Origin of the sequence: Methylobacterium sp. 190mf, from assembly GCF_900107945.1 — a bacterium.
Classification (GTDB): domain Bacteria; phylum Pseudomonadota; class Alphaproteobacteria; order Rhizobiales; family Beijerinckiaceae; genus Methylobacterium.
In genome coordinates this window covers 1-17199 of sequence record NZ_FNVI01000055.1, presented here as the reverse complement: position 1 = coordinate 17199, position 17199 = coordinate 1, and the positions used below count along the sequence as shown (strand labels likewise).

Below are 17199 nucleotides of genomic sequence, written 5' to 3'. Positions count from 1 at the left end.
GGTATCGCATGGCGGCTGATCCCCAAGGATCTACCGCCGCGTTCGACCACGTTCGGCTACTTCAGCCGCTGGCGCGACACAGGGCTGTTCGGCCGGATCAACCACCACCTCGTCATGGCTGATCGCGAGCGTGTCGGACGAGAAGCTTCGCCGTCCGCCGCAGTGCTCGACAGCCAGACCGTCAAAACGATGGAGAGCGGCGGGCCGCGCGGCTACGACGCTGGCAAGAAGGTCAAAGGCCGCAAGCGCCAGGCGTTGGTCGACACGGACGGGCGTGCGCTCGTCCTCGATCCGCAGCCTGCCGACGTACAGGACCGGGACGGAGCCGTTCCGGTGCTGCGCCTGTCGCGCCGAAGCTTCCCGTTCATTACCAAGGCCTTCGCCGACGCCGGCTATGCCGGCGACAAGCCAGCGAGCGCGACGATCATCGCCGTCGAGATCGTGCGCAAGCCGCCGGATCAGGTCGGCTTTGCCGTGCATCCACGCCGGTGGGTCGTTGAACGGTTCTTCGCCTGGATCAGCCGCAACCGACGCCTCTGGAAGGATCCCGAAGCGACCCTCGCCTCCGCCAGAGCCTTCCTCTACGCCGCAGCCGTCATGATCCTCGTCAGACGCCTCGCCCGATCAACCTGACTTCTCGGACAGATGGGGTGATTGGGGTCACGCTGCGGTTCCGCTGAAGGCGGCTGCTCCTATCGAGATGTGAGAGCGTGGTCGATGTCGGATCGCCACAGCATCAGGAAGGAGCAGCCATGACGCACTTTGCCGGACTCGACGTCTCCCTGGAAGAGACCGCGATCTGCGTGGTCGATGAGACGGGACGGCTCATCAAGGAACTGCGAGCCGCCAGCGAGCCGCTCGCCCTCATCGCTGCCCTGACGGGGCTCGGCCTTCCCCTGGAGCGCATCGGCCTGGAGGCGTGCTCGCTGACGGCGTGGCTGCACGACGAGCTTCGGGCGGCGGGTCTACCGGCGGTCTGCATCGAGACGCGGCTCGCCAACGCGGCGATGAAGACGATGCCCAACAAGACCGACCGCAACGATGCCCGCGCGCTTGCTCAGATCATGCGCACGGGCTGGTACCGGCAGGTTCACGTCAAGTCGCGTCAGTCCCGGCTCTGGCGTTCGCTGCTGGTGGCGCGGCGGACCGTGCTCAACGAGATGCGAGCCATCGAGAATGTGGTGCGGGGGATCCTACGCGAGGGCGGGATCAAGCTCGGCACCCCGGCCCGCGCGGCCTTTGCCGAGCGGGTGCGCGAGATGGCGGGCGACGATCCCCTGATCCTACCGCTCGTCACGCCCTTGCTGGCGATCCTGGCCACGATGCTGGAGCAACTCGATCGGCTGACCCGGCAGGTCCTCGCCATCGTGCGCGGCGAGATGGTCTGCCGGCGGCTGATGAGTGTACCGGGCGTCGGCCCGATCACCGCGCTGGCCTTCCGCGCCACCATCGATCAGCCGGAGCGGTTCCGGCATTCCCGGAACGTCGGGGCGCATCTCGGCCTGACACCGTCTCGCTACCAGTCGGGCGAGACCGACATCCAGGGCAAGATCAGCCGCTGCGGCGACGAACTAGCGCGTACCGCGCTCTACGAAGCGGCCCATTCCCTGCTGACGCGCTCGCGCAAATGGTCGAGCCTGCGCGCCTGGGGGATGCAGGTCGCCAAACATCGTGGCATGGCGCGGGCCCGCGTGGCGGTTGCGCGCAAGCTCGCCGTCATCCTCCATCGGATGTGGAGCGACGGGACCGAGTTCCGCTTTGGCAAGGAGCCGGCAGCGGCCGTCGCAGCCGCCTGATCGAGATACGCCTGCTGAAGTGAACTGGACGACGGCAGGCCAGACTTCACCCGCGAGGGTGACCCGGATCGTTCCCGTGGGGACGATGGGTGAGGCGATCTCGTTGAGAGTCCCGAACCGGTCCGCGTCAGCAGACCAGGTCGTGAAACAGATTGAGACGCCTCGCTCTCCTGACCCCATCATGCGGCGGCCTCGCGCCGACCGCGAAGAGAAGCGCGTGACCCGCGGGAGCGATACAGCCGGAACCAGAAAACATCGATCAGGAGAAACTTGCCTCACGAACCCCAATCAGAGAGGACTCTTAGCTCGACTTTGGCCATTTGCGGCGCGTCGAGTGGGCGGAGGTGACGAAGCGGGCGTGACGGATAGGCTGGTGGCGTCCCCGCCAAGAGACACCGCCATGCTGCCCCTGCCTGCCCGCTTCGCCGGGATCATCCTGGCGTTCGCGCCGCTGTTCGTCCACCGCTCCTGGCGCCATGCTCAGCCTCTGCTGATCGGCGCGATCCTGACGCCGGGGCGGCGCACGGTGATGAGCGTCCTGCGCATCATCGGCCGCGCGCAGGAGCGGTGGTTCGTGAACGCCCACCGCATCCTCAACCGCGCTGCGTGGTGCCCGCGCTCCGGCAGCCACATCCTGCTCTGTCTCCTCGTCGATGCGTTCGCGCAACGCGGCCCCGTGGTCCTGGGACTGGACGACACGATCGAGCGCCGCCGCGGCAAGCGGATCGCGGCCAAGGGCATCTACCGTGATCCAGTTCGCTCCTCCGACAGCCATTTCGTCAAGGCGAGCGGGCTGCGCTGGATGAGCCTGATGGTGCTCGCCCCGATCCCCTGGGCGGGGCGCGTCTGGGCGCTGCCGTTCCTGACCGCGCTGGTGCCGTCCGAGCGCGCCTGTCGCGAACGGGGCCGCCGGCACAAGCCTCTGCTCGACTGCGGACGCCAACTCGCTCTCCAGGCGCGCCGCTGGCTGCGCGCACGCGACCTCGTGGTGGTGGGCGACAGCGGCTTCTCGGCCTTGCTGTTCCTCGACGCCATGCGCCGCGCCCGCATCACGGCGATCACCCGCCTGCGGCTGGATGCTGCTCTCTACGAGCCGGCCCCACCGCGGCCGCCCGGCACGATCGGACGCCCGCGGACCAAAGGCGCGCGGCTGCCGACGCTCGCCGCGATCCTTGCGGCCAAGGACACGCGCTGGCACGCGGTCGTGGTGCCCGGCTGGTACGGGGCGGGCGAGCGCACCCTTGAGATCGCCTCCGGGACCGCCGTATGGCGGCACGGCGGTCTGCCGGTCGTGCCGATCCGATGGGTGCTGGTGCGCGATCCCGAGAGCCGCTTTGCACCGCAGGCCCTGCTCTGCACCGAACCGATGCGCGAGCCCGCGCAGATCGTGGGGTGGTTCGTGCGTCGCTGGACCGTTGAGGTCACCTTCCAGGAAGCGCGCGCCCATCTCGGTGTCGAGACGCAGCGGCAGTGGTCGGACAAGGCCATCGCCCGCACCACGCCCTGCCTGCTCGCCCTGTTCTCGATCGTCACGCTGCTGGCTGCACGGCTCCCGGTCCGCCAACGGCAACGGATCGCGGCCGCCGCGTGGTACCCCAAACCGCGCCCGACCTTCGCCGATGCTCTGGCCGCCGTACGCTATGCGATCTGGCGCGAGCGGACTTTGGCAACATCACCGCGCCGACGCGCCCGAACAAAACCCCGCTTCCGTTTGCCAGCGCCCTGGGCCTATGCCCTCTGCCACGCCGCATGAGTGGCCAAAGTCGAGCTTAGGCCTACTCGGGATGCAGGTATGGCCCGGCGGGCCGTAGGGATGCCGATCTAGCTCATGCCAAAGCCACTGGCGGCCGAGCGCCGCGCTCTTGATATCGCCTTTGGGATGACCAGCGGCTACGTCCTCGACTTCACCGACCGCACGATGTCGGAGTGGTTTGAGGAGGGGTTTGGCATCGACATCCAATCGGGCGCCTACGACACGTCCGGCACGTCGAAGGCCAAGCGCCTCCGCGCCTTCATTGAGGCCGAGGACGGGCAGACAGTTGGCGCGGTGCTGCGCGCGCTCTGGAGCTACGCTGAGGGGATGCGGGATCGACGGATCGAACCGCCGGCCGAGGCGGACGCGGCCGCCGTCTTCGCCTTCATTGAGCGTATTGAGAGAGCCGAGGCACGGCCGCGCATGGACGCGCTGGAGCGGTTCAAGCCCGACGAGACCCTCGACGAACTGGTCGCCGCCATCCAGCGCGACATCGCCGCCGACAAGCCAGCCCCCGCGCTGGACCGGTTGCACCTCTACTGTATGAAGAAATTTGCCCACCTGCTCGATGAGCGCAGTATCCCGTATGACCGGACAGAACCGCTTCACAGCCGTGTCGGCAAGTACGTCAAGACATTGGAGCGCGAGCGCGAGCTACGCCGCATCACGGTGCGGATGCTCAAGAGCGCGATCGGCATCTTCGACGACCTCAACGATGTCCGGAACAATGGCTCCTTCGCCCACGATAACGATCTTGTCGACGCGGCTGAGGCGCGGTTCATCTTCGATGCGGTCAGCGCGATCCTCCGCTTCGTGAAGAGCGTAGACACGGCACGGTTCGGTACCTGACGTGTTGTGATTGCACACCGTTACACTAGTATGCTGGCATGCTAATGGATTTTGGGTGAGGCTGTGCGGCTGCAGGACATCGCCCCGACCATCGATACGCTTCTGGCCCTAAGCGCGGAGGAGTTAGGCCTACGCCTTCTGCCCCTACTCCATCGTGTAGCGTCTGGCGGCACTCGCTCCATGAGCCTGCGCGGGCTGCTGAACGTGGTTCTCTACGACGAGATCTCGCCGACTGGCGCGCGGTGGCGCAATGGGCCCTATCCGGGGCGCGAGCGGGAAGCCACGAACGCCGTCGCTGAGGCCTGGGCTTGGCTGGAGGGGCAAGGCCTTTTGGTGCCCATTCTGGACACCGAAAACAGGAGCGAGGCCGAAGGCCGCAGCTTAAGCCGCCGTGCTGCCCAGATGGCCGCCTTGCCGAAGGAGGCCATCGCCTCCCAGCACCTCGGGAAGGCATCTCTACACCCGCGGATCCGAGATGATGTCTGGTCACTCTACCACCGGGGTCGCTACGACATCGCGGTGTTCACTGCGATGAAGACAGTCGAGGTGCAGGTACGGGAGGCGTCGGGTCTCGCTGCCACCGACCTCGGCACCGACCTGATGCGCAAGGCTTTCAACAAGGAGAATGGCCCCCTGACGGACATGGCCGCGCTGCCGGCCGAGCGGGAGGCACGCGCATCCCTCTTCGCCGGCGCCATAGGCTCCTACAAAAACCCACAGTCGCACCGGCTCGTGGACCTCGATGACCCCGGCGAGGCGGCCGAGATCATTATGTTCGCGAGCCACCTACTGCGCATCGTGGATGCCCGGGGTGCCGCTCGCGGCCTGTCCAGGGCGATCAAGTCTTCTTCCGATGTTTCGTCTCAGAGGCCCTGCCAGCCAGCCTCAATCTGAGGCGCGACCTCCTCGAACGAGGCCCGGTGGACGCCGAAGGCTGATCGCACGTGGTTCACGGCGTCGAGGATGAACGCGATCTGTGCCGCCTCATCCCAGTCCCGGGTCGAATGGGTCGCCCGAGCCTGGTCGCGAAGGCCCTCCACGCGGGCGCTTGGTGAAACCGCGTACCAGCGGGTGGTCGTGAGACCAACGACGCCCGCCTCGACAAGGATAGGCCCAAGTGCGCCGACCCTCCGCAGGGCCTCAAGCCCGGACCGTAGGAAGATTGCCCACCGTTGCGTTGTATAGTTGATATCGAACAGGATCTGTCCACCAATCGAGCGGGCTGCTTTGTTGTCGACCCCCCAAATCTCGCCGCTGTCTACAAACCACTGCGTGATGGTCTGTGTCTCGCAGGGGGCGGTGCCCTCGGTCGGCTCGAAGTACAAGACACCATCTGCGTTCAAGCCGCCATCGCCCGTCAACCAACGTCCGAGAGGGCGAAGCCGCGCCTCGTCTCCAAGGTTGTGAAGATCCAGCGCAGCGGGCTGCGGGTCGCCCCACCCGGCCGGGATAATGCGCATGTAGCTGCGTGGCGCTTCAGGTAGGACAACCCTTTGTACGCCCGCACGACCAAACCAGTCCCGAGCCTGAAGCATCGTTCCTGCCGGGAACCACACGGAGGGGTCGCCCGGACGGCTCGGCTGGACGACCGGCTGAAGCACAGCGTCCCGAGTTGTACGGGCGACGCTGAGAGTGGCGGATAAGGCGGCTACCAGATCCTCAACGAGCGGCCCTTGAGCAGCCTCCATGGCGGTCTCGTCAGCGTTGCGGTCGAGCCTGTAGGTGATCGGACCCCGCCGGTTGCGCAGGTCGAAGGGCAGGTCGGCCGGACCGCCGCCATACCGCTCGTTGGCAACCAGGACGATGCGCTCGGGCCCGAGCGCCTTGAGGGCGTACCCCAACTCAATCAGGACATTTGGGTTGGCAACCTTCTTGCCCTGGCCCGTCGTGGCTATCGAAGTTACGTCTGCGACGAAGACGGAGGCTTCCTCAATCTTCCGAAAAATCGTGGCTGCGATATCTACGAGACCGGGCTCGCCTAGGGTGTCATGATCGAGCTCGGGCCGCTCACTCTCCTCAAGGTCAAGTTCCGCCATTAGGCGCGGCAGTGTGGTTGTCAGCGCCGAGCGGACGAATTCACGGCAGATCCTTTGCGCAATATCGCTCTGCCAAGACCAAAATATCTTCATCTTTGTGATACCTAGTCAGAAAACATTATAATTATTTTACTTGATTTGAAACCCATTCGTTAATGCGAACAAGGGTTGCAACGTCACCATCATCGTTCCAAACCGATGTGCCCAACCCCCAATGAAATCGGTGCACTGTGTTTCCGTCATCATTGACGAGTGTTTTATCTTTGCCTTTACCAGTTCGAAGAGACACAAAATCACCTGTTTCGACGTTTTGTGATGGAAACCAAAAAACATGCCTGTTTTTATTTGATACATTGCCATCATCGTCATATGTGCTATCGAATACGGCATAATCCGATAGGTCGCAATCACCGGTAACTTTCATCCAAACACGTTCGTTACCAACGTCGCCATGACTATGAACTCTGATAATCTTAAGCTGCATAACCACTGCTTCACTCCCGCTCAATCTCAACCGCCTGCTCGACCACAGCGCTCTCGACGAAGGTGCCGAGCCGCTGCGTCATGGAGTTGTAGAGGTCGCTCCCGTCTGACCCGTCGCTGAGGGTCAGCACAAAAGCCACGTCTTGCTCGCCGAGGTCGTGATGGCTGGTGACGTCCTCGAACTGGAACAGGTCGCGGGCGTAGATGCGGGCGTGCAGCCGCATGGTGTTGCCGCTGAATGCGATGCCCCCACGCTTCCCGAAATCCCGGATGTGGCGGCGGACAGGGTGCCATTTGGCCAAGTCGGCCCTGGCCTCTCGCTCCGGCGCCCGGTCCTCCCGCATTGAGCCGAGCAGATTACCGGTGCCCCCGACGCGGGTCCCGTACTGTAGGGCGACCTGCAGGCGCGTCGCGAAATAGTTGGGGCCCCCATCCTCCGCGACGAGGGGATTGAGGATTGCCGTGAGCTGCCCCTTACCGGCGAGCTTGCCTGCCTTCACCATCTCGGGCGGGATCGGGATGTCACGCCAGTAGTAGTTGAAGCCTGGACGCATCGTGGCGCGCCACGCGAGGGTCACGGAGCCGGGCGCGCAGGTCCAGGGGAGATGGTCATGCCAGGGCGTACCCCAGCCCAGGGCCGCGTCGTGCCCCTCCAGCTCAGTCGCGTTGATGAGCAACGCCCGCACGAGGTCGGCGGTCGGGTCCCGCAGGTTGGCGAAGGTGTGCGCTGCCAGCGACGATACCAGGGGTGTGGCGAAACTGCTGCCCGTCTGCTGGCCGCCGCCGATCATGCGGAGGCGCGAGAACCACGACAGGTCCGGCTTGAGCATGCCGTCCGGGCCAGGGCCGCGCAGCGAGACGCCGCAGGGGCCGCCAGGAATGCCGTCCCCTGCGTGATCTCGCCCGCCGACCGTCAGGGCCGCCTCGCAATCGGCGGGGGCGCAGAGCTGGTCGGTGCCGCCACGACGCCGGTTGCCGATGGAGATAACCGGCAGGATGCCGTGCTCACGCGCGATCGAGCGGATCTCGTCGCCGAGAAAACTCACGAGGTCGGCTTCGGCCTCCGGCTCGACCGCGTTGAACGACATGTTCCAGACCTTCGTCTCAGGGTGCGCGCGGGCGAGAGCGCGCAGGTAGTCGACGAGACGGGCAGGGTCTGCCGGATAGTTCGAGCCCTCGCGCGGCACGGCGCGCGCCGTGCCCACGCGGCAATCGAGGCGCGGCAGGCCGAGGCGGTTATTCCAGGCATGGGCGTGGACCACGAGGGAGGTCACGCGGTTGCCGTGCACGTGGTCGGCCATGCCTGGCGGCACGAGATCGTGTGCCCGCCAGGCTTCAAGAGCGGCGTAGCTTTGCGCGGTGAGCCCTCCGTCGACCACCGCGACGATCGGCTGGGCGCCGGCGTCTGGCACGGGCGGTGTCGGCTCGGCACCGATGCCGGGCGCTGTCGCCTCGATGCGCGGCACCGGGTCGATGCGAAAGGACGAGCCCGACAGGACGATGGTCCGTAGCGCGTCGCGGCTCGGCACTGTGACGACGCCGCGCGCGTGGCCCGCCCCGCGATACCGGCGGACGGTCCGGGCGAGGTTGGTCTCGTCGCCTCGGATAGTCACGAGTGCGTCCGCCCCGTCCCTGCGCGCCAGGGGGAACTCGACCGCCGAGTAGGTCGGCACCACGGCCCGCTCGGCCTCGAACCGCATGAGGGTCTGGACCACCGACGCACGGGCCCCCTCGTCGCGGAAGGGAAGCAGCCACAGGACGAAGGCTTTGCCACCCTCCACCTCAGTAGCCCGGTCCCAGAGCGCCTCAATCTCCCGCCCACGGAGCAACTCGTCGGCGCCATAGGCCCGGATGTCGCGTACCCGGGAAATGGCGACCCGCGCGTCGACCGCTGAGGCGCTGCGGATGTGCCGGGCGAGGCTCGGCAGGTAGGCGAGTTCGGCTTCGACGAGGTAGCCGTTGCGGGCTGGCGCGACGAGGCGCGCGCGCCGACCGTCCGTGAACAGGGGGCGAGGCGTCCAGCTCGGCGCGAACGAGTCCTCGAACATCTCGACAGCGAGGTGGATGCGCCCGGCGTGCGGGGCGGTGGCGCCGCTGGCCGCGATCGCCTCTAGCCGCGCCGAGAGCGCCCGCCTCTGTGCGGGCAGGCGATCCTGCACGATGTCCTTCTCGCTTGGGCCGCCGCCTTTGGCGGCCTCCGGCACCGGTTCCTTGCGCAGTGTCAGGACCGGGTTGAGGAGCGGGCGCTCGCGGCGGTCATCCGGCGGCATGTCCGAGCTCCTTCAGGTAAGCACCTACGGTCGGCTTGGAGACGCCGAGGAGCCGGGCGATCTCGGCTTGTCGGACGGAGATGTCGTTCAGGCGTAGGGCGAATTCCTTGCGATGCTCGGCCGCGACACCCTGCCGGCTCGGCAGGGTGAGCTGCCCCTCGCGGGTGCGCAGAACGGCCCAGACCACGGCTCCAGTGTCCACGCTGCCGCCGCTGAGTGCGGCGTGGCGCCGGGCCGACAGAGCGATGTTCTGGATGTCTGCCCCACTCAGGCCCTCGGAGACGGTCGCCAGTACCTGGAGAGGCTGCGCCCCGTCCGCGCCCTCGAACAGGAAATGACGCCACATTTCGGCTCGCGTATCTGCGTCCGGCAGACCGAGGTCGATCTTGTAGGGGAAGCGCCGCCAGATGGCGGGGTCGAGAAGCTGTGGGTGGTTTGTCGCCGCAAGAACCACGGCTCGGTCGTCGAGGGAGTCGAGGCCCTGAATGACGGTGTTGACGACGCGCTTCAGCTCGCCCAGCTCATGCCGGTCGTCGCGAACCTTGGCGACCGCGTCCATCTCGTCGATGAACAGCACGGCCTCGCGCGACGGCACGAAGTCGAAGATACTGCGGATGTTCTTGGCGGTGTCGCCGAGAAGCGAGGAGATCACCGAGTCTAGCCGCACCGTGTAGAGAGGACGGCCGAGCTGCGCGGCGATGTGGCCGGCGAGCAGCGTCTTGCCAGTGCCGGGCGGCCCGGAAAGCAGCATCGATAAGCGCGTCGCGAGCCCCTTGGACGATAGGAGGTCCGCGTTGCGCACGTCTTCGATGAAACTCGAGACCACGGGGCCCTTGGCATCGCACAGGAACACCGGCGTGGTCGGCCAAGACAGCTCCTCGATAAGGGGCAAGCGTGACTTGCCGTCGACCGGCAGGCTCTCCGCGTAGCCGGAGGCACGCAGCGGCACGCCCTTGCGGCGGATTAGGGTGCGCAGCGCGCGCGCGACGTTCTCGTCATCGAGGTCGCCGGCAATCTTGCTCCCGACGCGGCGCACACGCGTGTAGTCGGCCGCAAGCGCGGCGTCGACCAGTTCGAGCAGATCGTCATGGGAGACAGGCATCACGCAACCTTGTAAGCCGAATTCCCGATTATGTAAGGCGTAAACGCTGTTCTAGTCAAGAACGAAACGTGAAATGTAATCCAGACTGTATCATTTGTCCGGCAACAATCCGCGCTCGTAAGGTGGGGCGCTCCCCAGGATCCGGTCATGAGGTGCGATGGGTAAAGGCCGGCCGCTGCCATCTATCGTGGGGACCGTCGGCCTAGCCTGTGGCCACGAGGCGCTTGACCCGACGGCCGAAACCTTGAAGAAAGCCATCGTCGCCAGACGTGCGCCCAGTGGGCATAATCTGGTGCAGCCCCCGACAGCTTGAGCCTGCCTCAAATCGCCCGGATCCTCCGCGCGGTGGCTTCGCCATGTCTGTCGCCTTGCGTGCCGTTCCAGCGCCGCAAGGCGCCGGAGGTGCGCCCCACCCGAAGGCACCTGATGACCGCTTCTCAGATCTGCGAACTACTGAATGACTACGCGCCAGCCGTTGGCGACCTCCTGCACCTCCTCCGGATAGGTACGGAGATCGCCGAACCCTTGCTCCGTCGAGTGAGAGGGCGTGGCAAGCGCGGCCCGTCTGCTCGCGGTGAATGCCGCCGGATCGATGGCCCTACGCGGCCACAGCCTCCTCGCTCTCCCACGGGCGCGCCAGCAGGCATGGCAAGGCGACGGCGAGCCTCGGCAGGCCGACGAGCTGCTCAGCCAGCTCCATTAGGGCACGGTGCCACACGGCGTCGGCAGCGCGCTCCCGCCCCACGACGTCGAGGGACGTGATGTACTCTGTCCGAGCCCGATGCGCCGCTTGCTCAGACGGCACCACGCGGTTCGCATCCGGCCGACCTCGACCGGCGAGATGTATGGGGCGAGGTCGGATCGGCCGGCGACGACGATAAGCATGGCGGTTCAGCTTTCACCCAGGTCGCGCAGGTCACCGGCGAGCTGGGATCGAAAGGCAAAATCGCGCGTCGTCCTGGTTGAGGATTTACCCGCCCAACCATGAACAAGGCTAAATTGGCCCAGTGGGCCTGGAAGCCTCCCGAGCCCTAAAGCCTGGGCCGCGCGGGCCTGGAGGCTCACGCCTCCGCCAGAAGCTCGGCCAAGACCTTGGCCGCCTCTATGGGTAGCTCGCGCTCCGTCACGCGGTGGAATGCCGCCAGGGTGGCGCCGCTCGTCATCTCGGCCGGAATGTAGAGGCCCGACTTCACCTTCCGAAGGTGACCGCGCCACTTCCGGCCCTCGGTGTTGACGAAGACGTGGCCGCCGAGCTTCGGCGAGAGGGCCCGACGGCCCGGCGCACCGGAGCGGGTAAACCCACCCGCCACCGCGACCCGATGCCCCTTCACCGTGGCGACAGCCCCCGAATGTAGATAAGCGCCGAACCCGGACCCCTGTCCGAAGGACGGTAATGTCCTCAACAAGCGGACGTTTTTCCATTTAGAGGTGGGGTCCCGATCGGCGCCGGCCGGAACCCCGCTCCTCCCTCGATTTCGCTAGTGATAACAACGCGCTGCCTTGGCTTTGATCTAGGGTCCCGCTTCAACGCCGATCCACAGCTTGACCCCGCGCAGGCCGCGGCGCGCCAGCTTGCGGAGAAAGTCCGTCCAGAACGTCTCGGCCTCGGACGGGCCGACATCCATGCCGAGCACCTCGCGACGGCCGTCACCGTTGAGGCCCACCGCCACGATTACAGCGACAGAGACGATACGGCCGTCCTGGCGCACCTTCACGTAGGTCGCGTCGATCCAGAGATACGGCCACTCACCCTCGATCGGCCGGTCGAGGAACGCGCCCACGCGCTCGTCGATCTCCTGGCAGAGCCGGCTGACCTGGCTCTTCGATACGCCTGCGCCGCCCATCGCTTGGACGAGGTCATCAACCGAGCGGGTCGAGATGCCCTGGATGTAGGCCTCCTGGATCACAGCCGTGAGCGCCTTCTCGGCCATGCGTCGCGGCTCCAGGAAGCCCGGAAAGTAGCTGCCCTTGCGCAGCTTCGGAATGCGCAGCTCGACCGTGCCGGCCCGCGTCTGCCAATCCCGGTCACGGTAGCCGTTGCGCTGGACCAGCCGCTCGGCGCTCTTCTCGCCGTGGGCCGCGCCGGTCAGGCCACCAACCTCCAGCTCCATTAGCCGCTCGGCCGCAAAGCCGATCATCTCGCGCAGCAGATCGGCGTCGGCGCTCTTCTCCATCAGCCCGCGCAGGGCCATCATCTCGTCGGTCATCGGGGGTCTCTCGGGTTCGGGGTTGGTGCTCGCAACCCGACCCTACCCGGCAACCGCCGATGACCACCCCGCGAGAGATCCCGCCTGCTACAGCGCTGTGAACGGCGCGCAGGCGGGCTCTCCCGCTACCAGCGAGCTACACCATCACCCGGGACACGACCTACGCCGACCTACGCCGACCGTCATTCTGCATCTACACGCTCAAATCCAGGATGCATTTGGCAGGCGCTGCGTCGCTCGCGATAAAAGGTGTACGTCATGCTCCTTTTGGGTCAAGGAATGTTCGAAAAGATGCCGATGCGTTGTGCGGGCAGCGTGCGACAGCAGGAGCAGCAGTGCCGCCGCTGCTCGCGCGCCGCCGTGCGGAGCGATCCAGTAGCGGAGGTCCGGTTTGCCCGTCGGGGCCCCCGCTTTGAATGGGCGCTTTCCTATCCAAGCCTTGAAGCCGAAACCGGTGATGCCAACGCTGCTGTCCGCCTCTCCGTCCGCTGCACGAGAGGCATCGTAGCATTTCGTCACTAGGGCGACGAGATCGGCGAAGCTCGAACCTGCAGGCGCAACCTCTGGCATGCTGGTCCAGTATCCGACCACGTCCAAGGTGATCGGGTAGCCTAGCCGGCCTCGGCGAGTGCCGACGATCTCTTCAATTGGCCATGTCATCCGGCTACCGCGCGCAGGACCGGCAGGCGCTACACGGTTCATCTGTGGGATGCCAGCCGACATGCCGGCTGCACGTAGAAGTTCGAACTCCCACGGGCCGCGGACGAAGCGATCGTGCAGAACTGTTCCATTGCCACGCCAACCGACACCAAGCACGTGTGCGCCGGCATCGATGTCGATGAGGTGCTGCATTCCGTCCGTTGTGGGACCCGGCGGCGTGCTCCAGTTGCCCGGCCCTCGGCGTGCGATCACGCCAGGTTCGCTCTTGAAGTAGAAGACTTTGAGCCCCGCGACTGAGGCATAGCGGGCTGGATACGGATCGAAGGAAACGTCGCGGCCGTGTGCTGCAAGAATGCGCAAGGCTGCGTCGCGCAACGATGGGCGAGCGAGCCCGAGAGGCGCTTCGAGATGGCTGGCGTAGGAATTGGACATAAGGGGTCTCCGCACTGGACCCTTCTTCAGATCACCCGGATTTTCGAAAAGGTCAAAGGCCAAGCTGCTCCGGGTACTGTGACCTGACCGGCATTTTGGACCGAGCCGAGTGAGAGGCTACTGCACGGCCGCTGCCATGGGTAGCCGGAAGGCGAGATCTGGGAAGCTGACAGGCGCTGGTGGCCGATAGCCCAGGGACGAGTGCGGCCGGACGCGGTTGTAGGTGTTCTGCCAAAGGGCGATCATGGCCTGGGCTTCCTTGAGCGAGTAGAAGATCTCCTGGCGCAGGCACTCGTCGCGCAGCTTGCCGTTGAAGCTCTCACAGTACCCGTTCTCCCACGGAGAGTCGGGTGCGATATACTGGATCTGCGAGCCAGTTTTGGCGACCCATTTGCGCAGTGCCCTTGAGATCATCTCAGGGCCGTTATCGCAGCGGATGTGTTCCGGGATGCCGTGCAGGCACATGGCGTCGGCCAGCGCCTCGATCACGCCGACGCTGTTGATGCGCCGCGCCACCTTCAGCGCGAGGCACGCCCGGCTGTGCTCGTCGATCAGCGTCAGGATGCGCAAGGTTCGGCCGTCGTGCGTCTGGGCCTGCACGAAGTCGAAGCTCCAGACGTGGTTGCGGTGGAGCGGGCGCAGCCGCACGCACGAGCCGTCGTTCAGCCAAAGCCGGCTGCGCGGCCGGTGCTTCTGCGGGACCTTCAGCCCCTCGCGACGCCAGATGCGCTGAACCCGGTCCTTGCCCACCTGCCACCCTGCCGCCTGCAGCAGCGCGGTGACGCGGCGATAGCCGTAGCGCCCGTACTCGGACGCCAAGGCGACGATGGCGCGGGTCAGCCCATCCTCGTCGGCCGGCAGTCTGGGCACGTAGCGCTGCGTGCCCCGGTGCTGGCCGACGATCCGGCAGGCGTGACGTTCCGAGAGGCCGTACTTCTCCCGGATGCCAGCCACCGCCTGCCGGCGTCGTTCGGGGGCTATACGTTTCCCGAGGCGACGTCCGCCAGCACCTGCTTTTCCAAAGACAGGTCCGCCACAAGCCGCCGCAACCGAGCGTTCTCGCGCTCGAGCTCCTTCATCTTCCTGGCCTGATCGACTTGGAGCCCGCCGTACTCCTTGCGCCAGCGGTAGTAGCTCTGCTCGGAGATCTCCGCCTCCTTGCACGCCAGGGCCAAGCTCTTGCACTGGGCCGTCTGCACCTCGATCTGGCGCAACTTCAGCACGACCTGCTCCGCACTCGTCTTCTGACCTCGCCGCATGTCCGAGTCCTCCGGTCCTGGCCGATCCTCTCAATCAGCCCGGTCCAAAGCCAGCCGGTTAGGTCAGCCTAAGCACGTCGACCGAGTTTCAGACCCATCCGGTAACCAAGTCGATGAAGCCACGAGATCTAGGCAACTACGCCAGCTCCGCCTCGGCCGCGATCGCCTCCGACACCTTGCGAGCCAGCGTGAGGCCGGTAAGGGTCGGATTGACCGATCCGACGGTCACGAAGAGCGCCTGGTCTGCGCAATAGGCGTTCGCGATGTGGTGGAAGCGTCCGTCCGGATCGGTGATCGATGTCCCGGGGTCTGTGCCCATCCAGAGAGTACCGCTCTCGTGGTAGGTCGAGCCGAGCGGATCTCGCTGAGGATCATGCAGATCGATGTCTGCTGCGGCACCATTGGCGAGTGCCTTGGCGAGCGCGACCATGCAGCTCTCCATAGCCTGCGCGAGCCGCTCATCTGCAGCATTCGGTGCGAAATGGACGTAGGCGCGTGGTTGTCCGAACTCGTCGGACTCGAATGGACTGAGATTGATCCAGCTGCTCTCGGTGTTCGGTACCGGCAGATCCTGTCGCCCTTTCAGTTCGGAGGCGCCGCGAAAAGCAAAGGCGATCCAATCCGACTCCTGCATCTCAAGGAGCCCAACTAACTGATCGATGTCCGGTATCATCGTATAGAGCATTGCGTCGGAGTTGCCGGCCAGGTCCGAAGACGCCGTCACCTGCACCTGGAATTTCCCGTCCGGAGTCGATCCTCGAACGAGAAGCGCCGCGGTCTGCAGACGCTTTGGGAGAGTGTTCTGCGGATCCAGGGCGCTCCGCTTGACTCTGAAGTACATGTTGCTCCGGACATGCGACGTCAGGTTTCTTCCGATCCGTTCCGTTCTCGCATCGTTGCTGGTCGGGAACGAGCGCAAAGCCAAGCGCGTCGACTCCACCATGCCCGCCGCCAGAACGATCCTCGTACCCGGCCCCAGCCCGAGATACCGATCGGCTCCGTTGACGCAAGCGCGGATGCCGGACACGTGCCCGTCTGCCGTCTCTAGCTTGGTGACGTGAGTATTAGGCACGATGAAGAGGCGTCGCGCGGCATCGCTATTGCCGGCGGCTTCACGCACGGCATCGATCAGGAGGGTCACGCTGCTGTATTTGTCGAAGGCGAAGAGGCCCGAGGCAGGTGACTGTCCCTGGACGGCCAAAGGCGCGTTTTCGACCTTGGTCACGTCGGCGATCATGCCGGGGAACTTCGCGAACCGGCTCGACAGTAGCTCGAAGAGTGGTCCCTGGATGAAATCCGTCGTTTCCGAAACGCCGACCTGACGTTCGATCCGGGCGTAGTTCCTCCGTAGGTAGTCAGCGACCTCGGGAGGCCAGGACGCAAGATCGTCCTCCTCCAAGCGCGGGCACCACCCTCCCCAGTAGAGCGACTTCCCGCCTAGGCAGTACGCTTGACCCACCCAGTCCACGTTGCTCCGCCATGGCATCCCCCAGACGAGTTCCCGCGGCCTTCCGTCGTCCTGAGTCGGCGGACGAGGGCCCGGTACATTCAGACCCATCCGGGGTAGGTTCTGCAGGTGCGTCGGCAGAAGGAACGGTCCCGCCTCGAGCAGCAGAACCCTTAAGGGCCGCCGGCCGCTTGCCCGCGCAAGCTTGTCCGCGCAGTAGCCGCCGAACATGCCGGCCCCGATGATGACGACGTCGAAGGGAGCCCCGCCATTGTTGATGGCTTCATCCCAGGTGCTGCATACGAAGCGGCCTAGGACGTCCAACGACAGCGTCGTGCGCTGGATATCCGGTGGCTGGATCAGCTGCCCGGTATCGTCAAGGCGGTTGAGCGGCACGGCATGCCCTCCTCCCCCGGTTCCCGGAACTCACACGTGCCGTGGCGAACCGGCCGGCCGTGAGTTTGGCCGATCGCTCGCAACGGCGCCAGTGCCAAGCGTCATCGAAAATCCGTTACGCATCGGCCGTTAGGCGAGAGCACTATGTCCACTCTCATGCCTATTTCACTCAAAAGCAGATGGGGTCGTCTAATCGCGGGGCGAAACGCAAGCTTTTTCTGCGGTGATCGTGACCATATGCCGGGTGCAGGGTCGTCTTCGCGGTCGGCAGGAGCCGCCGCATGATGGAGCTTCGCGGGAGGAGCCTTCCAATGTGGATGCCGCACTTCGCTGAGTCAGCGGGTGCACCCCATCAGGCGGAATGGCTCTGCCCACGTCCCGGCAAGGACAGACCTGTGTGCTCGCCGCGCGAACGCGATCCGCTCGTCAGATCAGGCGACCGCTCCGGCGGTGCGGTCAAATCTCTCGCCAGACTTCAGCATGGCGTGCATCGTAACCGCCAACTTGCG

At 65.6% G+C, this 17199-nt stretch carries 13 protein-coding genes and 1 pseudogene; 5 read left to right on the top strand and 9 right to left on the bottom strand.

What is annotated here, in order from left to right; all coding sequences use genetic code 11:
• The 5 genes from C4T42_RS30750 to C4T42_RS30730 form a co-directional block, all read left to right on the top strand.
• The coding region (locus tag C4T42_RS30750) for an IS5 family transposase (RefSeq protein WP_103986524.1) at positions 1 to 633 on the top strand (633 nt) is incomplete at its 5' end.
• Between the two features lie 119 nt (positions 634 to 752).
• On the top strand, positions 753 to 1796 hold the full coding sequence (locus C4T42_RS30745; RefSeq protein ID WP_103986523.1) for an IS110 family transposase: 1044 nt from the start codon (positions 753 to 755) through the stop codon (positions 1794 to 1796).
• A gap of 400 nt (positions 1797 to 2196) precedes the next feature.
• Complete coding sequence (locus tag C4T42_RS30740) at positions 2197 to 3549, top strand: transposase (protein WP_103986522.1); 1353 nt, start codon at positions 2197 to 2199, stop codon at positions 3547 to 3549.
• Between the two features lie 75 nt (positions 3550 to 3624).
• Entirely contained in the window at positions 3625 to 4398 is a 774-nt protein-coding gene (locus C4T42_RS30735) for an abortive infection family protein (protein ID WP_103986521.1), read from the top strand.
• A 180-nt stretch (positions 4399 to 4578) separates the two neighbouring features.
• Entirely contained in the window at positions 4579 to 5292 is a 714-nt protein-coding gene (locus tag C4T42_RS30730) for a TIGR02391 family protein (RefSeq protein WP_146074093.1), read from the top strand.
• Here C4T42_RS30730 and C4T42_RS30725 read toward each other — a convergent pair.
• The 9 genes and pseudogenes from C4T42_RS30725 to C4T42_RS30690 form a co-directional block, all read right to left on the bottom strand.
• The gene (locus C4T42_RS30725) at positions 5262 to 6527 is read right to left on the bottom strand and encodes a hypothetical protein (RefSeq protein ID WP_146074092.1); all 1266 of its coding nucleotides are present in this window, start codon (positions 6525 to 6527) and stop codon (positions 5262 to 5264) included. The two genes, C4T42_RS30730 and C4T42_RS30725, sit on opposite strands and share 31 nt — an antisense overlap.
• A gap of 31 nt (positions 6528 to 6558) precedes the next feature.
• Positions 6559 to 6924, bottom strand: coding sequence for a hypothetical protein (locus C4T42_RS31750; protein ID WP_146074091.1), 366 nt, complete (start codon positions 6922 to 6924; stop codon positions 6559 to 6561).
• A 4-nt stretch (positions 6925 to 6928) separates the two neighbouring features.
• The gene (locus C4T42_RS30720) at positions 6929 to 9187 is read right to left on the bottom strand and encodes a S8 family peptidase (protein WP_103986518.1); all 2259 of its coding nucleotides are present in this window, start codon (positions 9185 to 9187) and stop codon (positions 6929 to 6931) included.
• Positions 9174 to 10289, bottom strand: coding sequence for an ATP-binding protein (locus C4T42_RS30715; protein ID WP_103986517.1), 1116 nt, complete (start codon positions 10287 to 10289; stop codon positions 9174 to 9176). The genes C4T42_RS30720 and C4T42_RS30715 overlap by 14 nt, the downstream gene beginning before the upstream one ends.
• A 1061-nt stretch (positions 10290 to 11350) precedes the next feature.
• The gene (locus C4T42_RS30705; RefSeq protein ID WP_146074090.1) at positions 11351 to 11620 is read right to left on the bottom strand and encodes a hypothetical protein; all 270 of its coding nucleotides are present in this window, start codon (positions 11618 to 11620) and stop codon (positions 11351 to 11353) included.
• Positions 11621 to 11821: 201 nt separating this feature from the next.
• Positions 11822 to 12496 (bottom strand): annotated as a pseudogene (locus C4T42_RS30700) (IS256 family transposase); the annotation flags it as partial.
• Positions 12497 to 12697: 201 nt separating this feature from the next.
• Positions 12698 to 13588, bottom strand: a complete 891-nt coding sequence (locus tag C4T42_RS31745; RefSeq protein WP_146074089.1) for a hypothetical protein — start codon at positions 13586 to 13588, stop codon at positions 12698 to 12700.
• A gap of 117 nt (positions 13589 to 13705) precedes the next feature.
• A protein-coding gene (locus C4T42_RS30695) for an IS3 family transposase (protein ID WP_103986514.1) occupies positions 13706 to 14847 on the bottom strand; the annotation gives its coding sequence in 2 pieces (ribosomal slippage) (positions 13706 to 14571 and positions 14571 to 14847; 1143 coding nt in all).
• 136 nt (positions 14848 to 14983) lie between these two features.
• Positions 14984 to 16690 (bottom strand): GMC oxidoreductase, encoded by a 1707-nt coding sequence (locus C4T42_RS30690; protein WP_210202161.1) that lies wholly within the window; start codon positions 16688 to 16690, stop codon positions 14984 to 14986.
• Positions 16691 to 17199 lie beyond the last annotated feature (509 nt).